At 43.6% G+C, this 19,412-nt stretch carries 15 protein-coding genes; 6 read left to right on the top strand and 9 right to left on the bottom strand.

What is annotated here, in order from left to right; all coding sequences use genetic code 11:
* Positions 1–110 precede the first annotated feature (110 nt).
* Positions 111–1,892 carry an aspartate--tRNA ligase gene (gene aspS, locus J8M00_RS03240; protein ID WP_211008932.1) on the bottom strand — a complete coding sequence of 594 codons (1,782 nt, stop codon included), beginning with the start codon at positions 1,890–1,892 and terminating at the stop codon, positions 111–113.
* A gap of 195 nt (positions 1,893–2,087) precedes the next feature.
* Here aspS and J8M00_RS03235 point away from each other — a divergent pair, with 195 nt between their 5' ends.
* The gene (locus tag J8M00_RS03235; RefSeq protein WP_211008931.1) at positions 2,088–2,936 is read left to right on the top strand and encodes a DUF72 domain-containing protein; all 849 of its coding nucleotides are present in this window, start codon (positions 2,088–2,090) and stop codon (positions 2,934–2,936) included.
* Between the two features lie 68 nt (positions 2,937–3,004).
* Entirely contained in the window at positions 3,005–3,205 is a 201-nt protein-coding gene (locus J8M00_RS03230) for a hypothetical protein (RefSeq protein WP_211008930.1), read from the top strand.
* A gap of 41 nt (positions 3,206–3,246) precedes the next feature.
* Here the strand turns inward: J8M00_RS03230 and J8M00_RS03225 are convergent, their stop codons facing one another.
* Positions 3,247–3,663 carry a GFA family protein gene (locus J8M00_RS03225; RefSeq protein WP_211008929.1) on the bottom strand — a complete coding sequence of 139 codons (417 nt, stop codon included), beginning with the start codon at positions 3,661–3,663 and terminating at the stop codon, positions 3,247–3,249.
* A 70-nt stretch (positions 3,664–3,733) separates the two neighbouring features.
* On the opposite strand from J8M00_RS03225, the gene J8M00_RS03220 reads away from it, so the two are divergent.
* The gene (locus tag J8M00_RS03220) at positions 3,734–4,246 is read left to right on the top strand and encodes a M48 metallopeptidase family protein (RefSeq protein ID WP_211008928.1); all 513 of its coding nucleotides are present in this window, start codon (positions 3,734–3,736) and stop codon (positions 4,244–4,246) included.
* A 44-nt stretch (positions 4,247–4,290) separates the two neighbouring features.
* Here the strand turns inward: J8M00_RS03220 and J8M00_RS03215 are convergent, their stop codons facing one another.
* From J8M00_RS03215 to J8M00_RS03200, 4 genes are all read right to left on the bottom strand, one after another.
* Positions 4,291–5,088, bottom strand: a complete 798-nt coding sequence (locus J8M00_RS03215; protein ID WP_211008927.1) for a M48 family metallopeptidase — start codon at positions 5,086–5,088, stop codon at positions 4,291–4,293.
* A 110-nt stretch (positions 5,089–5,198) separates the two neighbouring features.
* Positions 5,199–7,292 (bottom strand): hypothetical protein, encoded by a 2,094-nt coding sequence (locus tag J8M00_RS03210; protein WP_211008926.1) that lies wholly within the window; start codon positions 7,290–7,292, stop codon positions 5,199–5,201.
* A gap of 124 nt (positions 7,293–7,416) precedes the next feature.
* Positions 7,417–8,025 (bottom strand): nucleotide exchange factor GrpE, encoded by a 609-nt coding sequence (grpE, locus tag J8M00_RS03205; protein ID WP_023402214.1) that lies wholly within the window; start codon positions 8,023–8,025, stop codon positions 7,417–7,419.
* Positions 8,026–8,083: 58 nt separating this feature from the next.
* A complete protein-coding gene (locus tag J8M00_RS03200) occupies positions 8,084–9,028 on the bottom strand; it encodes a transcriptional regulator (protein WP_023402215.1) in 945 nt (314 codons plus the stop codon).
* A 93-nt stretch (positions 9,029–9,121) separates the two neighbouring features.
* Here J8M00_RS03200 and nadK point away from each other — a divergent pair, with 93 nt between their 5' ends.
* From nadK to recN, 3 genes are all read left to right on the top strand, one after another.
* Complete coding sequence (nadK, locus tag J8M00_RS03195) at positions 9,122–10,006, top strand: NAD(+) kinase (protein WP_211008925.1); 885 nt, start codon at positions 9,122–9,124, stop codon at positions 10,004–10,006.
* Positions 10,007–10,068: 62 nt separating this feature from the next.
* Entirely contained in the window at positions 10,069–10,650 is a 582-nt protein-coding gene (locus J8M00_RS03190; RefSeq protein ID WP_211008924.1) for a hypothetical protein, read from the top strand.
* 61 nt (positions 10,651–10,711) lie between these two features.
* On the top strand, positions 10,712–12,388 hold the full coding sequence (gene recN, locus J8M00_RS03185; protein ID WP_211008923.1) for a DNA repair protein RecN: 1,677 nt from the start codon (positions 10,712–10,714) through the stop codon (positions 12,386–12,388).
* Between the two features lie 53 nt (positions 12,389–12,441).
* On the opposite strand, the gene J8M00_RS03180 is transcribed toward recN, so the two are convergent.
* The 3 genes from J8M00_RS03180 to gltB all read right to left on the bottom strand — a co-directional run bounded on the left by J8M00_RS03180 (position 12,442) and on the right by gltB (position 19,135).
* Complete coding sequence (locus J8M00_RS03180) at positions 12,442–13,032, bottom strand: cytochrome b (RefSeq protein WP_211008922.1); 591 nt, start codon at positions 13,030–13,032, stop codon at positions 12,442–12,444.
* Between the two features lie 219 nt (positions 13,033–13,251).
* A complete protein-coding gene (locus J8M00_RS03175; RefSeq protein WP_211008921.1) occupies positions 13,252–14,667 on the bottom strand; it encodes an FAD-dependent oxidoreductase in 1,416 nt (471 codons plus the stop codon).
* A 10-nt stretch (positions 14,668–14,677) separates the two neighbouring features.
* Positions 14,678–19,135 carry a glutamate synthase large subunit gene (gene gltB, locus J8M00_RS03170; RefSeq protein WP_211008920.1) on the bottom strand — a complete coding sequence of 1,486 codons (4,458 nt, stop codon included), beginning with the start codon at positions 19,133–19,135 and terminating at the stop codon, positions 14,678–14,680.
* Positions 19,136–19,412: the final 277 nt, after the last annotated feature.

The raw sequence follows: 19,412 nt of genomic DNA, 5'->3' as shown, positions 1-19,412 counted from the left end.
GGCACTGCCCTCTTTGCTTTTTTCAACATCATGCCAAAATACTGTATGGATTTCCAGTGTTAAACAAAAAAGGCGGCTATTAAAGCCGCCTTTTCAAAGAAGGTCAGTGCTTACTGCTCTTCACTTTGTGCTTGTTGTGCTTGCACTGCAATCGCAAGCTCAGTTAATGCATCTGGGTTTGCAACACTTGGCGCATTGGTCATCAAACAAGATGCCTGAGTTGTTTTAGGGAATGCAATCACATCACGAATGTTATCTGTACCACATAGCAACATCACAAGACGGTCAAGGCCAAATGCCAAACCAGCGTGTGGCGGTGTACCATACTTCAATGCATCGAGTAAGAAACCAAACTTGTCTTGTTGTTCTTGCTCTTCAATACCTAAAATTCTAAATGCCGCTTGCTGCATTTCATTGTTGTGGATACGAACTGAACCGCCACCGACTTCATAGCCATTAAGTACCATATCGTACGCATCTGAAATCGCTGCAGCTGGATTTGCTTCTAGCTCTTGTGCACTGATATCTTTTGGCGCCGTAAATGGATGGTGTACAGCATGCAAGTTACCTTCGTCATCTTCTTCGAACATCGGGAAGTCAACAACCCAAAGCGGTGCCCACTTGTTAAGATCAGTGATCTCTCTGTCCAAACCTACTTTCAAACGCAATGCACCCATTGCTTCATTTACAACGTTACGCTTATCCGCGCCAAATAGGATGATATCGCCAGTTTGTGCATTGGTGCGTTCTAGCAAAGCGCTGATCACGTCTTCGTTTAAGAATTTAGCGATTGGTGATTGTACACCTTCCATACCTGCTTCACGGTCGTTTACCTTCATCCAAGCAAGGCCTTTCGCGCCGTAAATACCGACAAATTTTGTATACTCGTCGATTTGCTTACGAGATAGCTCTGCACCGCCCGGTACTGTTAATACAGCTACGCGACCTTTTTCGTCGTTCGCAGGACCAGCTAACACTTTAAACTCGACATCTTTAACGATATCAGCAACGTCGACAAGCTCTAATGGGTTACGTAAGTCAGGCTTGTCTGAACCAAAACGACGCATTGCTTCTGCATATGGCATCGTAGGGAATTCACCAAGGTCCACATTCAGTAGCTCTTGCCACATTTCACGGATCATGCGCTCAGTTACTTCACGTACTTGATCAGAGGTCATAAATGACGTTTCTAAATCTATCTGTGTGAATTCTGGCTGTCTATCCGCACGCAAGTCTTCATCACGGAAACATTTCACGATTTGGTAATAGCGGTCAAAACCAGACATCATCAACAACTGTTTAAACAGCTGTGGAGATTGAGGTAATGCGTAAAAGCTGCCCTTGTGTACACGGCTCGGTACCAAGTAATCACGCGCGCCTTCTGGTGTTGCTTTGGTTAAAACAGGCGTTTCAATGTCCAAGAAATCGTTGGTATCTAGGAAACGACGAACAAAGCTCGATGCTTTCGCTCGTAGTTTAATTCGATCGCTCATTTCTAAACGACGTAGATCTAAGTAACGGTACTTTAGACGTCGCTCTTCTGAATTTTGCTGATTGAAGTCTAGCGGTAAAGGTTCAGAACGGTTAATGATTTCAAGGCCTGTGCCCAGGATTTCAACTTCACCTGTCGCCATGTCTTTATTAACTTGGCTGTCAGGCCTTGCACGAACACTACCTGTCACTTTCACACAAAACTCTTGGCGCAGCGTATTCGCAACATCCATCAAGCCTTCAACTTCTGGGTCAAAAACAACCTGCACCAAACCTTCGCGATCTCTTAAGTCGACGAAAATTAATCCACCTAAGTCACGGCGCTTGTTGATCCAACCACATAATTCGACTTCTTGACCTACGTGGTCTTTATTTAAATTTCCGCAGTATATAGAGCGCATATAGTTCCTATTTGCTTAGGCCTGTATGAAAAGTGCTTTCCAGCCTATCGCTATCGTAATTAACAAAAATAATCGCCAATTATATAAAACTGGGGGGCTTTGTCATCCTTATAAAGCAAGGAATCTTCGCAAAGTTGATTTTTTTAGGTACTCTCAATTTGATAAACTCAAAAAAAAGCACAAACGAAGATAACTATGTTGTATTTAGGTTGCCCACAATGGAGCTCATCGCACTGGAAAGGACGTTTCTTTAGTCAACATTGCAGCAATGCAAATATGCTCAGCGAATACGCAACTATGTTCAATAGTGTCGAAGGCAATACCAGCTTTTACGCAAACCCAAAGCCAGAGACCGTAATGCAGTGGAAAAACACTGTACCTGATGACTTTAAATTTACTTTTAAACTACCTAAACTCATCTCTCACGAGTTGGCGCTGCAAAATTGTCAAAAAGAGCTAGATACATGGTTGAACTTATTCGCGCCGCTGTTTGATAAAATAGGTATGGTCATGCTGCAACTGCCAGCAAGCTGTGGGCCGGAACACCTGTCGAGAATACAAAGCTTCATTGCGCAACTACCGCGTGAATTATGCCTTGGCGTAGAAGTTCGCAATTTAGCGTTTTTTCGAAAAGATGATAATGAAAGGCGCTTAAATCAATTTTTGATGAGTAACGGCATTAACCGCATCATGATGGATACACGTCCTCTATTTAGTGAAGCGCCGAGTACACCAGCCATTGAAGACGCACAGCGTAAAAAGCCGCGAGTACCTGTCAACGTGATTGCTACGGGCAATCGCCCTATGTTGCGCTTTGTTGGCTGCTCTGTGCTTGAGCATAATCGACCTTTTTATCAGCCTTGGCTCAAAAAGATTGATACGTGGATAGCAGAAGGGAAAGAACCCATCGTTTTTTTCCATACTGCGGATAATTACGACGCACCGCTGCTTGCAAGGCAGTTTATCCAAGATTTAGGTATTGAACACAAAGTGCTGCGACCTTTTCCTGCAGAGCAACAACCCAAACAGCAATCATTGCTCTGAAATTTGACAGGGCACGTTTAGGCTGGCATGGTGAAATTGGATTTTATAAAAATAAAGAAGGACTAACCATGATACTCAAACTACAGAAAAAACAAGTGAAAACTCTATCTTTCGATAAAGTACGTCTACCAAAAGCCCAAACTAACGAAGTTGCTGGCGGTCAGACTGGGGGCAATTCACGTGCATCAGACTGCTGCCAAGTGGCCTTAGGCCCAAGTGGTGGTAATTCTCGTGCTTCAGACTGCTGCACGATGGAAACTGACTACTAATGTTGAGTGAGTGCATTGCACTCACCTTTTCAAAAACCAAATTACTTTGCTTTCATTCGAGCTGGTTCAAATTCGTCATAGTGCGGGATCTGGGCATTTATTTCGTCCCAATTGGCTTTTGACGACACAAAGTTATGTGATCCAGGTCGCTCTTCAATATCCGAATCTAATACCCCAAGCCTGAGGCGCAACTTTTCAGGTAAATCTGCGTTTGAACTAAACAATGGAGAAGCACAGCGACTGCAAAAATGTCTCAGCCTACCGGGCTTGAAGGCATAGGATTGGATCAACTCCTCACCCGTTACTATTTTCAATGAAGATGTCGCAATAAAACCATTGGTCGCATAGGCCGTGCCACTCGACTTTCTGCACAGGGAACAATGACAGTGAATAATACTTTCAATGGGTCCATTGATCTCTAGCTGAACCGCATTGCATAAACAACTCGCCTTATACATTTACTCTTTTCCTTGCGTTATAATCACGCGATAGAATACGTTTAAAATGGCCATGTTCCAAGCGCAAAATATGCAACAATTAAAGTATTTCCAACACTACCCCGACAGTTTGCAAGCTCAGGTGAAAACACTGATAACAGATGAGAAATTACAGCCTTATTTCAAAAGTAAATATCCATCGGGCCATCAATTGCAAAATCAACAGGCCCTGTATCAATATTGTACGGCCTTAAAACAGCGTTATTTGAAAAACACACCACGATTAAATAACGTCAGCTTTAACAAACATACAGATATGATGAAAGGCACGCTCGGTACTCATACTCATAAGCAGCACCGCCATGGTCAAAAGCTAAAAACGCGCTACGATATCGCATTAAACAACCAGCTAAAATATGCGCCAGAAGCAATATTACGCGCCTTAATCGTGCATGAGTTAGCCCACTTTAAACATGCTGATCACGACAAAGCATTTTACAACTTGTGCTGTAATATGGAGCCAGATTACCATCAGTTAGAATTAGATCTGAGGCTATTTGTGGTATTGGATGAGTTGGGAATGAACTTTTATACACAGATCTAATTTGTGGCAAAGGTAAAGCACTGCTTCGCCTTTGCCAATACCGATTACACCTTACACTGTGGCTTTAACCCTTTTTGCTGAGCCGCTCTAAACAAACTGTTGGCTTCAGCCATTTTACCATTTAACTTTTCTATTCTGTTGTCAGGAGATGGGTGAGTCGATAAAAATTCCATAGGCCTATCCCCACCCAGCTTTTCCATATTTTGCCAAAGCTCAACTGACCCCTGGGGTTTAAACCCTGCCTTTGCCATGAGTTCAAGGCCAATAATATCGGCTTCACTTTCGTGCGCACGGCCAAATGGCAGTGCCACGCCAACTTGCGCACCAACCCCAAGTCCTTGCATAATGGCGTTGCGGTACTGTACATCATTCATTTCTAATACCGCATTGCTCACCTGTAAACCTGCTTGCAAAAAGCTGCTTTGCGTCATGCGCTCATTGCCGTGTTGTGCAATTACATGTCCTACTTCATGGCCCATCACTGCCGCCAATTGATGCTGATTTTTAGCGACTTTTAACAACCCTGTATGTACGCCTATTTTCCCACCCGGTAAAGCAAATGCATTAGCGCTGTCATCTTTAAATACCACAACTTCCCAATTTTGCTGAGCATATTTATTTGGCAGTTGAGCGATTAGTGCATCTGCAATACATCTAACATATTGATTGGTTCTTGTATTAGCTTCGACAGGCTGCTCTGTTTTAATCTGATCAAAGCTCGCCGCACCCAATTCGTTCATTTTATGCTCGGGGAACATCATTATTTGCGTTCTCCCCGTTGGTGACGTTTTACACCCACTCAGCAGCGCAGCTGCCAAGATACAAGCGACTACTCGTTTCATAATACTTCCTACGTTTTATTGGCTCGCAATTTAAATTCAATAATAAACTACAACATATGAATTTGACTAGAAACAACAACTCGACTTACAACCCCTTGTTGTCTACCTGCTTACAACTGAGATTTAAACTTATTGATCAATGTACCTTCGGCAACCGAAAAATGATGATTTAGCTTGAGCAGTTTTTCATATTCTTTAGGGAAGAATTGCTTGAGTCTCGCAACTCTCGCAAAATGGCTGCGCTCTATTTTTTTTACAAACGGGATTATATCGGCCAAACTGTCATGTAGTTTGCCTTTGTTGTAACTTTCATCGAGCAATACGTCCAACACATCTAAACCTAACATATCAAAATTTGGTGACATACCTAGCTCAAGTAAAAGCTTGATCGCGTCAGAAGAATTCAATGCGGCGGGGACAAATAGCCCCTTTTCAAACTTATCTTTGATAGTAAAGTCAAACCGCTCACTACGTAGCCATTGCCAATGATTGATAGACAAGCGTTTAAACACCATTAAATTGGTTGGTGCGATCTGTTCAACTCGAGCCCGCCAAATAGAAAGTGCATCCACGTTACTGTGCACCAGTACATATAATAGTGCATTGGTTTCATATTCACTCAACGTTTTAGATGTGCTGTAATCAAACGCCTGCTGGAATGCTTGGTCACGCAGCATTGCTATAAAATCACTACTTTGGTCCATACTTGAATCAAATCGTTTGTCCCACCAAATGTCTACCAAAACTGGATCTATGTCATGTAATCTGGCAGCGATATTTTCTTGCTCTTTTTCGAGCCTATCAAATAAATCATATATTTCCCTTGAGTCTGAAAACCCCTCTGCTGTTAGCAATTCCTGTCGGATTTCAGCGCACTGCTTAGATTGGTCCTGCACAACTTTTTTGCTGATCTCCATCGCCTCAATGGCCTTTGATATAAGTGAGTCATCCTTTTCTCTATCGCCCTGTATATACTCATGTTCTTCAACTAAACTGACCCCACGTAGCGCCTGTTTAAGCTCCGGAGACAATACATCATGACTGCTCAATCTAGCACCATAAGTCGCTGAAAAGAAAAAGTAGTCCAACTCTTCAAACTGAATATGAGCACCATGTGCTTTAAAGCCTTTTTGCACCAAGTAGTTGATGGTATCAACGTATTTACTGTCAAAGCTTGCCAAATCGGCGTAGTCCTCTGGCTGGTTTGGCAAATTCGCTATTGCGATGTCCAGCCCACTAATTACACCGGGCTCGTTTGAAGGTTCAACATTATAACTTGCTAATAGCTTGAGCAGCTTCACATTGTGCACCGACGCTGCCACATCAGCCAAATTGCCATAAAAATTGCCATAAAAGTCATCATGGCTTTGCAATGCTAATGGCATAGTGCCTATAGATACTGTCTGTGACAGCATTGCTTCAATATGTTCATATGGCATATTGTTTGTCACAGCCACAGCAACGTCATTCACAGTAAAAGATTTTGATGCAATCACTTGCTTAAATTCGTCAATGTTTAAGTTACCAGCAGCGAGCGAAAACAAAATAGAGGGTGAAACGACAGTACTCCCCCCGACGCTTAGCGGTGACTCTAAATAGGTATTAAAATGACGTTCGTTTTCAACAAGGGCGTAAAGTACCGAGTTGTCTACTTCACTGGCTAGTTGGAATGGTAATTTCACGCCCTCTGCATGCTCTTCAAATAATTTCAAAGCTTCGACAATTAAGGGTGATTTGATAGTAGAAAAACCTTCAATGACAGATAGACCATCCCATTCGTACAAAATATCAATAGCGCTAGTGTATTGGTACTTATCCTTTTCAATATTAAACACAGCCTCGCGCAGTAAATCCTTATAACTGCTATAGAACCCGTTGTATTGGCCCGAGTAACGCAGCAGTTCTTGCATCGTTTTGCCGTTTCTGAGCTCATGCTCTAAAGCGCGAATGAGGATATCGTGAACACTTTGTACTTGACTGCCAAAGTCTTTTTGAGATTTTTTGCACTGCGCATTCGCGATGGTTAGCTCTTTGAGCTTTTGAGATGCAAAGTGCCGTTGGCTGAGCCTTAATGCTTCTTCTTGCTGCTGATTGTTTGATACAAGCCCAATGAATGGATCTTGTTTATCGGAAGGCGCTTCTTGTAAAAAAAAATAACCTACCATTGCTAAAAGAGTGCATGCTATAAAAGTTAACTTTTTCATTTTACGACACATCCTTGAGCGCGTATTTACTCGAGTAACTATAAAAAAGGGCCACCAACTAATTGGCAGCCCTTTTATATAATTGTTAACGACTAAAAACGTACTTTTAGATTAATTTAGTACGTTACTCAGCAGCTTTAGATACCATTACCATTGCTGGGCGTAATAAACGACCATTTAAGGTATAGCCTTTCTGCATAACCGCCAGCACTGTATTAGGCGCTACATCATTGCTTGGTTGCATTGACATCGCTTGGTGGAACTCTGGAGAGAAAGTTTCGCCTTGAGGGTTAACCGCTTCAACACCAAACTTACCCAAAGCTTCTGAAAAGCTCTTTAAGGTCATCTCAATCCCTTCTAGGATTGATTTTGTCGCTTCATTTTCTTTATCAGCAAATTCGATTGCGCGCTCAAGATTGTCAATCACTGGTAGTAATTCATTTGAGAATTTCTCAAGTGCAAACTTATGTGCTTTCTCAACATCTTGTGCCGCACGGCGACGCATATTTTCGACTTCTGCCGCAGCGCGTACTACGCCGTCTTTTTGGCCTTCAATCGTTTGCTTTGCAGCTTCAAGCTCAGCGTATAAACCAGCAATTTCTTCTTCAGGGCTCACTTCGCCTTGTTCAGACTGTGGCGCTTCTTCCTGTGCTTGCGCTTCAGCAGCTTGTTCTACTACTTCTTCTTGTGCAGTTTCTTGTTCCTGCTCTGGTGCTTTTGTCTGCTCAGACATGAAAGTTAATCTCCGATTCTTTACAACTGCCGTAATTATGGGGATTGATTTTTTAGTTTCAAGAGTCTTTTTGCTCGATACGGCTAAATTCGTCAATTATTGACTCAATTGGCGCCTCTGAAGGACACACGACACAAAAACGGCTTTGATATTCTTGGTCCATAAAATATGGGACACTTAAAATCACGTACCGCGATAAACTGTCGGCATCAATGTCGCTCCCAAGCAACACTGAAAGACCATCACGAAAAGCGAGTTTATCTTCAACTTGGTGCAAAAACGGCACGCCCAGACTGACATCATTGCCCTGCTCTAGGCGATTGTATATATGGCGCTCACCAACCACAATGCTGTTATCAGTCCCCAATTGAAGGCTAAGCTCACGTGTCCACTGAGATAACAATTCTCGACAATTGGGCATGGCACTATTGGCCATCGCGCGCATACGATGCAACCCTTCTTTGAGGGTTTGCTGACTAAATACGGTATTCATCCAAAGTGCAAATTGATATCGAATTTCATCAGAGTTATCTGCGGGCTTATTGATACAAATATTCTGCGATTGCCCAGCTTTATCGATAAGTAGTACAAGCCAATGTTTGCGATCAAAGTCTAATACTTCGACACGAAACACTTTTTGGCTGCTTACTTGAGGTAACCCTACGACACAACACACCTGATAATGCTGGCTCAGTGAATGCGCCAAAGTAACCAACTGCTCTTGTTCTGGCTGCCAGTAGGTCGCAATGGTATCTAATTCAAAATACTCTTGTAACCAGTATTTGATGCCTATATCTGAAGGCACTCGCCCAGCCGATGTGTGGGGAGAAAATAATAACCCCTGATTTTCTAATCGAGCCATGGCGTTGCGCACAGTCGCGGAACAAATGGCCATACCTTTCATCTTGGCAATTTTACTGGACGCGACCGGAAGTCCTTCACCATTACAGTAAAGTGTCATTACAGCCGAGAAAACTTGTTTATCACGAGCACTTAATTTCATAATTATTTATGTTGGGGTGAATTTCAAAGTTTCAAGCGCTTCAATTTTAAGATAATCTTGGGTGAGATTACACACCAAGGATTTGCGTTAAAAATGAGCACTCCATTTAACACCATCGGCCTTATAGGCAAACCGAATCATGACGGCGCGGCTCAGACCTTACATCGCCTTTACACTTTTTTGCAAGCGCTAGGTTATGAAGTTTTTGTAGAGCGCCGTGCAGGCAGGCAACTTGATGTGCTGCAAGACTGCCAGTTGCTTGATCTCGTAGAGTTAGGCGAGAAATGTGATCTAGCCGTCGTCGTTGGAGGAGATGGAAATATGCTTGGCGCAGCCCGTGTACTCGCACGGTTTGACGTCGCCGTTATCGGGGTTAACCGGGGTAACCTTGGATTTTTAACTGATTTAAATCCACATGACTTCGAACCTGCACTAGAACAAGTACTCAGCGGTCAATTTGTTGAAGAACATCGCTTCCTACTCGAAGTGGAAGTCTACCGCCATGCGCAACTCAAAAGTGCGAACTTAGCTGTTAATGAAGCGGTTTTACATGCCGACAAAGTGGCCCATATGATTGAATTTGAAGCTTTCATTGACGAGCAGTTTGTATTTTCACAGCGCTCTGATGGCTTGATTGTCACAACACCCACAGGCTCAACAGCCTATTCATTGTCAGGGGGTGGCCCCATTCTAACGCCAGAGTTAAATGCAGTGGCACTGGTTCCCATGTTTCCTCATACACTTTCCAGCCGCCCTCTAGTCGTAGATGCCAACAAACAAGTTAAACTCAAGCTCAGTCCTGAAAACACAGCTAGCTTACAGGTTAGCTGTGATAGTCACGTGGTGCTGGCCTTACTTCCAGGCGATGAAGTGGTGATTAAAAAAGCAGCCCAAAAGCTAAGACTTATTCATCCTACTAGCTATTCCTACTACCATGTTCTTAGAGAAAAACTAAATTGGGGCAGTAGGCTTTACTAAAGCCAATTAGTTAAGCAGAATAGAGCAGATTTATTTTCTAATTTAGGGAAAAGTAATACAACATGAGTTACATAGTGTTTGTATCGATAGTGTTGCTCATCACTATCCTTGGTGTTTACATGGTTATTGAGAACAATCGACAAAAAGCCCGTGACGCTGAGAAAAAAATTTTCAATGAGCGTGTGAAAGATATCTCGTCGTTATATAAAAGAAAAATAGCAGAGTACGTAGACTGTAAACTGATTAGGCCAAAGCACGCACCTAAGTTTAACGCCATCGTCAGCAACTTTTTTGTTGTGCAATCACACAACGAAGAAAACTTGGCGCGTCTAGAAAAAGTCAGTGAGCACCTTTTGAGCCAAATAGGCTCAGAGCTCAACAAGTGCCGTAGCAACGATAATGTCGAGTTATTGAGTGAACAGCTGTTTTTATTTGCCGCTGAGCTGCCATCAGCTGGTATAGCGTACAATAAAAACTTTTATGTAGAGATACTCCCCGCACTAATCTCTCGTATTCAAACTCCTGATACTCATGAGAAAATTGAGCATGAAGTTGAAGTAGATTCCGACGAGAAAATTGAGTCTAACAATGATGATGAACATGCTTCATCTCAGCCTAGACAAACGGCCGATATAATCAATTAAAAGTTGATTTTTGCATAAATGCTGTATAGATTAACAGTAAAATACTGTTTGGATATACAGCATGCTTACCAGTTTGCAAATTAAAAACTTTGCCATAGTCAGCGAACTCAACATTGATTGGCGTTCTGGCATGACAGCCATCACAGGTGAGACCGGTGCTGGTAAATCAATCGCCATTGATGCCCTATCCCTTTGTCTTGGTGAACGCGCAGATGCAAATGCCATCCGCCCAGAAAGCAGTAAAGCGGAAATTTCAGCCCAATTTGATATTCGCAATTTACCACAAGCACAAAAATTCCTTTCAGAACTTTTGCTCGATGATGAAGAACAAAATTGTATTTTACGGCGCGTAGTCACCCGTAACGGCCGCAGTAAAAGTTTTATTAATGGTTCATCCGTGACCGCAGCTCAGCTCAAAGAGCTAGGGCAAATGCTCATTGCCATTCACGGCCAACACGCTCACCAATTACTTCTCAAACCAGAGCATCAACTTGGTTTATTAGACGCTTACGCTGGACACCAAAATCTTCTCAGCGCGGTTAAAGCGCAATATAACCACTACCATAAATTGCAAAGAGAACACGCTAATTTACTCAAACAACAGCAAGCCCAAGCAGCTAAAAAACAATTGTTAGAGTATCAGGTTGAGGAGCTTGATGAATTTGCTTTGCAAGAAGGCGAATTTGAACAAATTGAAGCCGAGCACAACCGTTTGAGCCACGCACAAACTTTGGTAGAGAGCTCGCAAAGAGAGCTAATGAGTTTATACGAGCAAGACGACCAAACAGTACTTGGTCAATTGCAACATAGCGTGCAAACTTTCAGCGAGCTAAGTACGTTAGACAAATCACTTGAAGGTATTAGCCAGATGCTAAGTGAAGCCGCTGTTCAGCTGGAAGAAGCTTGCCGAGAGATCCGCAGCTATGGAGAAAGCGTTGAGCAAGATCCAATTAGACTGCAAGAGATCGAGGAGCGGATCACACAGGCAATGGCACTGTCTAGAAAGCATCAAATTCAACCAGATCAACTCGCGTCACATCATTTAGCCTTAAAACAAGAGCTAGACAACATTTGTTCAGATAATGCACGCATCGACGACTTAGAACACGAAATAGCGGAAGCCTTGCATGCATACCATATCTCAGCAAGCCAGTTGAGTGACAGCAGAGCCAATGCCGCTGGCACATTAAATACACTGATCACCCAAAGTATGCACGAGCTTTCAATGGAAAATGGCCGATTTGCCATCGAATTGAGTAAAGACGCCGACAGACGCCCCAATGAGCTTGGCATGGATAACATCGAGTTTTTAGTGTCAACGAACCCCGGGCAACCAATGCAAGCCCTTGCGAAGGTGGCTTCTGGTGGTGAGCTATCACGGATCAGCCTCGCAATTCAGGTGATTATTGCTAATAAGGTCACTACACCAACTTTAATATTCGATGAAGTAGATGTCGGGATTTCAGGGCCTACCGCCTCTCAAGTTGGTAAACAATTAAGGTTACTAGGCCACTCCACACAAGTCATTTGTGTAACACACTTACCTCAAGTAGCCTGCAGTGGTCACCAACAGTTTTTTGTCCAAAAAGCAGTCAACAATGCGCAAACATATACCTCTATGGTGCCATTGGATATGCACCAACGCGTAGATGAGATAGCCCGATTGCTTGGTGGGGACAGTGTCAGTGACACCACTAGAGCCAGCGCGAAGGAGCTGCTGAGTGTACAAAGCAGCTAAAACAATATACATGCGGGGTGATATCTCTTGCCTATATCACTCACGTAATTTATTTATGGTGCACTGGATGTCATTTTTTTCAGTGTCCGATCTTTTTTCATATAGTGATGAAAAAATGCAGCGCCTGCATGACCTGCTATTAGTAACCAAATTAACCATGCGCCGAGGATGTCTTTGTGAATAAAGTCAATGGGCTTCTCAAATTCCTTAAAGGTAAGCCCTAGGCCATCTATGACAAAGTAGTGAAATAGAGCTGTATCCTCGAATTTAGGGATCTCTAACAAAAAGAAAAACTCTGTATTTGCACCTGTCCCAATATACCCTGTCACAGGTGCGAGAATCATGATGGCATACAAAACGTGGTGACCTACGCGCGCAGCCAACTGTTCTACTCTCGTGCCGGGTTCAGGCGCAGGTGGCTTATTCAATGTTCTCCACAGGACCCTCAGCAAAACAATAACCATAATGGATACGCCAAATGATAAATGCAGCTGCAATGCAGTCCAATTTTCGGGGGTTTTTACTTCTGTAAACCACTGACGATAATATACGCTCATATAGGCCGCCAAAAATAATATCGCGGTGATCCAATGGATCCACTTGGCGATGGTGCCATAATCCGTGTCTGTATTTTTAAGTGTCATAAATACCTCAATCAATTACCGAAATATTATCAAGCTATAAGAGGGTATATTAATACTAGCCCCCCATAAATGTATCTCGGTTAATGCTGGACAACACATCCTGAAAAATAGAATGTTAATAGATAACACTTAGTAGATAAGTTCCTAAAAAACAAAAAAGCCCCAGCATTAGTGCGCTGGGGCTCGTGTCAAAGTATCAGGTTATTTGAATTACGCGACTTATACCTCAAGGTAGTCTAAGATCCCTTCTGCTGCATTTCTGCCTTCGAAAATCGCAGTAACAACCAAATCAGAACCACGTACTGCGTCCCCTCCAGCAAATATTTTAGGATTGCTAGTTTGGTGTGTGTATGCGGCTTGTTCAGGCGCCACAATTCCGCCCCAATGATTTATCTCAACATCATACTGCGCAAGCCAGTCTAGGTTGTGTGGTTTGAAGCCAAATGCCAGTACCACTGCGTCAGCGTCTATAATATGCTCAGAGCCTGCCACTTCCTGTGCTTGGCGGCGCCCATTGCCATCAGCCTCACCCAGCTGTGTTTTAACCATTTTAACGCCGCTCACATTGCCCTTTTCATCTAGTACAACTCCTTTGGGCTGAACGTTAAATTGAAAAACTACACCCTCTTCTTTGGCATTTTTAACTTCTCGCTTGGAACCGGGCATGTTGTCCTCGTCACGTCGATAAGCACAAATCACGGATTTGGCATTTTGTCGAACCGAGGTGCGGACACAGTCCATTGCAGTATCGCCCCCACCAAGCACAACTACACGTTTGCCAGCCATATTAATGTAAGGCTGCTGAGATTCGTCATAACCCATTACACGGTTAGTATTGCCAATCAAAAATGGTAACGCGTCATATACCTGTTCTGAATCCTCATTCTCCAGTCCACCGCGCATATATTGATATGTGCCAACACCGACAAACACCGCATCATATTGTGCGATTAACTCATCCATTGTTACATCAGAGCCAACTTCTGTGTTTAATTTAAATTCAACGCCCATCTCGGTGAAAATCTCTCGGCGCTTTTCCATGACTGATTTTTCAAGTTTAAACGACGGGATCCCAAAAGTGAGTAAGCCCCCGATCTCTGGGTTGCGGTCATAGACAACTGCTTTAACCCCATTGCGAACTAAAATATCAGCACAGCCAAGCCCTGCGGGGCCTGCGCCGATAATCGCTACTTTTTTGTCAGTCCAAGTGACGTAAGATAAATCCGGCTTCCAACCTTGTGCAAATGCGGTATCAGTGATGTATTTCTCTATATTGCCGATGGTAACTGCACCAAATTCATCATTTAGCGTACAAGCACCTTCACATAATCTATCTTGTGGGCACACACGCCCACAGACTTCAGGCAAACTATTAGTACGGTGCGACAACTCAGCCGCTTCCATAATACGCCCAGTTCGGATCAGCTTTAACCACTGAGGAATATAGTTATGCACTGGGCACTTCCATTCACAGTAAGGGTTTCCGCAATCTAGGCACCTGTCTGCTTGTGAGTCAACCTGCTGCCCAGAAAACGGCTCATAGATTTCAACAAAAGAGTTCTTACGTGTTGATATTGGCTTTTTTCTTGGGTCAACGCGCTGCACATCGATAAATTGGTAAACGTTTTCGCTCATAACTCCTCCTCTACTGCGCCTGCACTCTTAGCTCTGCACTACTGCGCGCTCGGTGTCCTAATAAGCTCTTTACATCACTTGACTTAGGCTTTACTAACTTAAACATAGGAATATATAACTCGAAGTTTGCAAGTACTTGCTCTGCTCTATTTGATCCTGTGCACTCCAAGTGTTCTGCTATTAACCCCCTCAGGTGCTCCTGATGTGACGGTAGTCTGTCCAATGTCAGAACCTCCACCAATTCTGGGTTAAAACGTTTGTCCATGTCATTTTCTTCATCCAGCACATATGCAAATCCGCCTGTCATCCCTGCACCAAAGTTAACGCCAATTTGGCCAAGGACGCAGACAACTCCACCCGTCATATATTCACAGCCGTTGTCTCCTAGCCCTTCAACTACCGCATGTACACCGGAGTTCCGCACTGCAAAACGTTCTCCAACACGTCCCGCCGCAAATAACTTGCCCCCTGTTGCGCCATATAAACAAGTGTTACCTGCAATGGTCGCTTGATGAGACATAAAACTAGATCCCAATGGCGGCCTTATTACTAGCTTGCCACCAGCCATGCCCTTACCAACATAGTCATTGGCATCACCAACTAAAGTTAGCTCTAACCCACCAGCATTCCATACACCAAATGACTGCCCTGCCGTACCATGCAATTCTATCGACACAGGATCTGCTGCCATACCTTGATTACCGTATTTACCGGCAATGTAACCAGACAACATAGCACCAACGGAGCGATCCGTATTTTTGATTCGACTAACAAGCGATGTGCCAGATTTTTCATCAATTGCCTGTTTAGCTTTACCTAATAAAGACTCGTTTAGCTCTCCACGGTAATGCGAGGTATTCTCTGCACTACAATACAAAGTCTGCTTGCTCGGGTTGTTGGGCTTAGCCAAAATTGGTGACAGATCTAGCTTTTGCTGTTTGCTCGTTTTGCCTTCAATAACATCTAAAAGATCCGTTCGACCAATTAAGTCTGTCAATTTAGTTACACCTAGAGAGGCCATAAGCTCTCGAGCTTCTTGCGCAATGAATTTGAAGTAATTCATCGCCATTTCAGGCAACCCGTGGTAGTGGCGCTGCCTTAACGTGTCATCTTGCGTTGCAACACCTGTCGCGCAATTATTTAGGTGACATATACGTAAGTACTTACACCCTAATGCCACCATAGGCCCGGTGCCAAATCCAAAACTTTCAGCGCCTAAAATTGCGGCCTTGATAATATCTAGCCCTGTTTTTAGGCCTCCGTCAGTTTGCAAACGAATTCTGTGTCGCAAACCGTTTTCGACCAGTGCTTGCTGTGTTTCTGCCAACCCAAGCTCCCATGGACACCCGGCATATTTCACAGACGTCAACGGACTCGCCCCCGTGCCGCCATCATAACCAGCGATAGTGATCAGATCTGCATAAGCTTTGGCAACACCAGTTGCGATGGTGCCAACTCCTGGTTCAGAGACGAGCTTAACGGAGATCATTGCCTCCGGATTAACCTGTTTTAGGTCAAAAATAAGTTGAGCTAAATCTTCAATTGAATAAATATCATGGTGCGGTGGCGGCGATATCAAAGTCACACCTGGAACAGAATAACGCAACTTGGCAATATATGGCGTCACTTTCTCGCCAGGTAGCTGGCCACCCTCTCCTGGTTTTGCGCCTTGAGCAACCTTTATTTGTATCACGTCAGCGCTTTGTAAATAATGCGGCGTTACACCAAATCGCCCAGACGCAACCTGTTTGATACGAGAGTTTTTCTCGTTACCAAAGCGTAACTTATCCTCACCGCCTTCCCCTGAGTTTGAAAAACCGCCAAGGCGATTCATGGCAATAGCCAATGCCTCGTGAGCTTCTGGAGAAAGTGCGCCTATACTCATTGCAGCTGAGTCAAAACGCTTATATAGGTTTTCGGCTGGTTCAACCTCGTCGATTGAAATCGCTTTTTGCGAGGTTTTAAGTTTCAATAAGTCTCTTAAATTGGTAACCGGTCGGTTATTTACAATGTTCGCGTATTCCAGATAGTCTTCGTACTTACCCGATTTGACCGCCACTTGCAGCGACTGCACCACATCTGGGTTATAAGCGTGATACTCACCACCATGTACAAACTTCAATAAACCGCCATGACTCAACAATTTACGTTTGCTAAAAGCAAGCTGATTTAACAATTTGCTTTCCGCTTCAAATTCCGCAAAATCCGCACCTTTAATACGGCTAACGACACCTTTAAAACATAAATTTACGACCTCATCAGACAAACCTACCGCCTCGAACAGCATTGAACAACGATACGATGCAATGGTACTGATCCCCATCTTAGACATGATTTTATACAAGCCTTTGTTAATCGCATTCCGATACGACAATGTCACGTCACGATATGATTTTTTGATCACACCTTTATCGCACAAAGAAACCAAGGTCTCATAGGCCAAATAGGGATAGATCGCAGTTGCGCCAAAACCAAGTAACACCGCAAATTGATGAGGGTCACGCGCACTGCCTGTTTCTACGATAATATTTGAGTCACAGCGCAGGTTTTCATTCACCAATCGTTGTTGAATTGCGCCTACCGCCATCGCTGCTGGGATGGGTAAAAACCCTTTTGTGATATCTCTATCACTTAGCAAAATCATGACACATCCGTTGGCGGCTTTTTGTTGTGCTTCGTCACATACGCGACGGAGCGCATTTTCTAATCCTTCTTCAGGTGCATAATTTAAATTGACCTGACCAACTTGGTAATGCTTGTCACCTGCTGCTGTTAGCTGTTTGATATCTGAATAGGTTAAAATTGGCGAGTCAAACTGCAAACGCTTTGCATGACCTGTTGTTTCATTGAATACGTTCTGTTCTCGACCAATACAAGTTGCAAGCGACATAACATGGTTTTCTCGCAATGGGTCGATCGGTGGATTAGTTACCTGAGCAAACTTTTGCCGAAAGTAATCGTATAATGAGCGTGCGCCTTGCGACAACACCGCAAATGGAGTGTCATCTCCCATAGAGCCCGTCGCTTCTTGCCCATTGGCACCCATCACACTGATAACCTGTTCCACTTCTTCGTTGCTGTATCCAAACTGCTTTTGGTAGGTCAACAATGTTTCGTCAGAAAAATCACGCTGACCCGCATCTTTCTCATCAAGTTGCTCAAATGGTGTGAGACGTTGCACGTTTTGCTCAAGCCAAGCCCGATATGGGTGTCTTGCTTTTAGGTCTTGATCAATTTCACTAGACTGCCATATTTTGCCATGGAGCGTATCCACAACAAGCAACTCACCGGGCCCAACACGGCCTTTTTCAACAACTTCGTCTGCTTCATAATCCCAAATTCCAATTTCAGACGCTACGGTAATAAACCCATCTTGGGTGACTACATAGCGAGCAGGCCTTAGTCCATTTCTATCTAAGTTACATGCAGCAAACCGGCCATCAGACATAACGATACCCGCAGGTCCGTCCCAAGGCTCCATATGCATTGAGTTAAAATCATAAAATGCACGTAGATCGTCATCCATGGCGCGGTTTTTTTGCCATGCAGGTGGAACTAGCATCCGCATGGCACGGAATATATCCATGCCACCAGCTAAAAACAATTCAAGGATATTATCCAAGCTCGACGAGTCTGACCCTGATTCATTGACAAATGGTGCTGCCAATTGCAGATCAGGTAGTAAAGGCGATGAGAATTTGTATGCGCGCGCTCGTGCCCATTGTCTATTACCCATAATTGTATTGATCTCACCATTGTGAGCCAAATATCTAAACGGTTGTGCCAACGGCCACTTAGGCTGGGTATTAGTTGAAAACCTTTGATGGAAAACACAAATAGCGCTGGTCATGCGAAGATCTGCCAAATCTAGATAAAAATTTGGAAGATCTGCAGGCATCATTAGACCTTTGTAAACAGTTACGAGGCCTGACAAACTCGCTATATAAAACTGCTCATCTGTTGTGATTCTTTTCTCAATTCGTCGCCTTGCGATATAGAGGCGGCGCTCTAAATCTTTAGGTCTCCAACCCTCAGGAGCACTCACAAACACTTGCTCAAACTGTGGTAGCTGAGATTTGGCAATCGGACCCAACATGTCAGGCTGGGTTGGTACTTCTCTCCACCCGACAATACTCAGTGTTTCTTTTTCTAATTCTTCATTAATAATATCTTTAGCTGACTGAGCTAGTACGTCATCGGCATTTAAAAATACCATACCAACCGCATAATTTTTGCCTAGTCGCCAGTCGTTTTCAGCCGCAATAGCTCTGAAAAAGCTGTCAGGCTTTTGCAATAACAAACCGCAACCATCACCAGTTTTGCCGTCTGCAGCAATACCACCTCTGTGTTGCATGCGATCAAGACCCGTGATCGCTGTGCGAATTAATTTATGGCTTGCCTGGCCTTGAGTATGCGCAATAAGACCAAACCCGCAGTTATCTTTTTCTAATGCCGAGTCATATAACATAGACCCCTCCCCTTGCTACACCTGCCAGCTGAATGACTTCGACGATTTGCTGGCAGATATTCAAAACTAGCGCTGAAATTAAAGCGAGTCAACAAAGAAAAGAATAAATATTCACTACATTGAATATTTTTCAACGACCCCATTACGTAACCAAAATTTAATACAACGCATCAAACTGGCAAAATCCGTCCCTAAAAAACACTTGACACCGGTATCAATTGTTAATAAATAGAATCAAAAATAAAACTCGAGATCAGTTTACGTAAACGTAAACCCA

Origin of the sequence: Pseudoalteromonas luteoviolacea, from assembly GCF_018100925.1 — a bacterium.
GTDB classification, from domain to species: Bacteria; Pseudomonadota; Gammaproteobacteria; order Enterobacterales; family Alteromonadaceae; genus Pseudoalteromonas; species Pseudoalteromonas obscura.
Note: the sequence above shows the minus strand (reverse complement) of the source record. Positions and strands in the feature narration are given on the sequence as shown.